The sequence below is a fragment of the Oleiphilus sp. HI0067 genome (assembly GCF_001635735.1).
Genome location: NZ_LWFI01000354.1, coordinates 1 through 1,314 on the forward strand (window position 1 = coordinate 1; position 1,314 = coordinate 1,314).

The 1,314-nt window shown below is 46.4% G+C and carries 2 protein-coding genes; both read right to left on the reverse strand.

Annotation, left to right across the window (positions count from 1 at the left end; all coding sequences use genetic code 11):
• Positions 1 to 80 precede the first annotated feature (80 nt).
• Entirely contained in the window at positions 81 to 866 is a 786-nt protein-coding gene (locus A3739_RS04305) for an enoyl-CoA hydratase/isomerase family protein (protein ID WP_068480607.1), read from the reverse strand.
• A 51-nt stretch (positions 867 to 917) separates the two neighbouring features.
• On the reverse strand, positions 918 to 1,202 hold the full coding sequence (locus tag A3739_RS04310) for a LysR family transcriptional regulator (RefSeq protein WP_068480604.1): 285 nt from the start codon (positions 1,200 to 1,202) through the stop codon (positions 918 to 920).
• Positions 1,203 to 1,314 lie beyond the last annotated feature (112 nt).

The following is a 1,314-nucleotide window of genomic DNA, read 5'->3' on the forward strand; positions in this document are numbered from 1 at the left end:
CAAGGCGTCGCTAACTAGTGGAAGCGTTCGACCATATACAAGGCCAACTCGCGAAACATAGTCAATGCTGTATGCATCGACTACTTGTTGAATTCTGGTTTACGTCCATTTGCAAAGGCATCAACGCCCTCCCTGCCGTCAGGCGAAGCAGAGTTAGATGCTAGCGCTAAACCTTCTAGATGCATTTGGGACTCGAGCGTTTCGTTATACGTATTACGAAGCAAGCGTTTCGCATCACCCAAGGCTTTACTCGGACCACGCGCTAATTTATCCGCTAGCGACGTAAGTGCTGGCTCGAACTCATCCGATGTCACAACTGTTGTAATCATTCCCCAATCTAATGCTTCTTGCGCGCCCAGCACACGATTCGTAAGAATTAACTCGCGCGCTCGTTTATCTCCGATTAAGCGCGGAAGCGTATAAGTCAGACCACCGTCTGGGCTAAAACCAATACCTACATATGAGGTAGCGAACTTTGCTTTGTCTACCGAAATGATGACATCGCCAAGAAGAGCTAAACTCAAACCGATCCCTGCTGCGGTGCCATTAACACCCACCACAACAGGTTTCTCCATGCGTGCCAACATTGAATAGGCCGAATGCAGAGTGTCTGCAAGCTCTTTAATAGCTTTGTCGATCGAGCTTGAATTGTCTTGCATGTACTTTAGATCACCACCGCCCGAAAACAGCTTTCCCGAACCAGTTATCACAACAACGCGCACGGACTCAGCATACATACAATCTCGAACAACACTCTCAAACTCTTTCGCCAGCTCAAGATTAAAGGTATTTCCAGCATCGGGCCTTTGAAGACAAATTGTCGCGACAGCGCCACTAACGGTAAAGCTCAGGTTTTGATACGTCATAGGATTCTCATATTTATTGTTTTAACAAGGCAATAATTGACCTTAGTGACCTCATTCAAACACATTATTGGCTGCCTTTGCATGTTCTAACATCGCGCTGCAGCAGTGATAGTAGGCCATGCCGTAATGGGTCAACTTAAGAGGTCTTCTGATGCGCTCCACGAGCTTTACGCCCGTATATGCCTCAAGCGCTTTAATGCGCCTGTGATAGGTTGATGAGGAGATACCAGTAAGCTTCGATGCTCGAGGTATTCCGCCATATTCAACGAGACATGCAGACGCAGCCTTATGGTTAAGCAACAAGGAGATCGACGCGTAATCATTGATGTTTTTCATCTCATAATCTTAAGTCGATACAATCTCATCAAGGTATTGAAAAAGTTTACGCGCCCCTCTCAATCGCGTTCATACAACGCAGGCTTATTCATTTTATTGTCATACCCGAGCA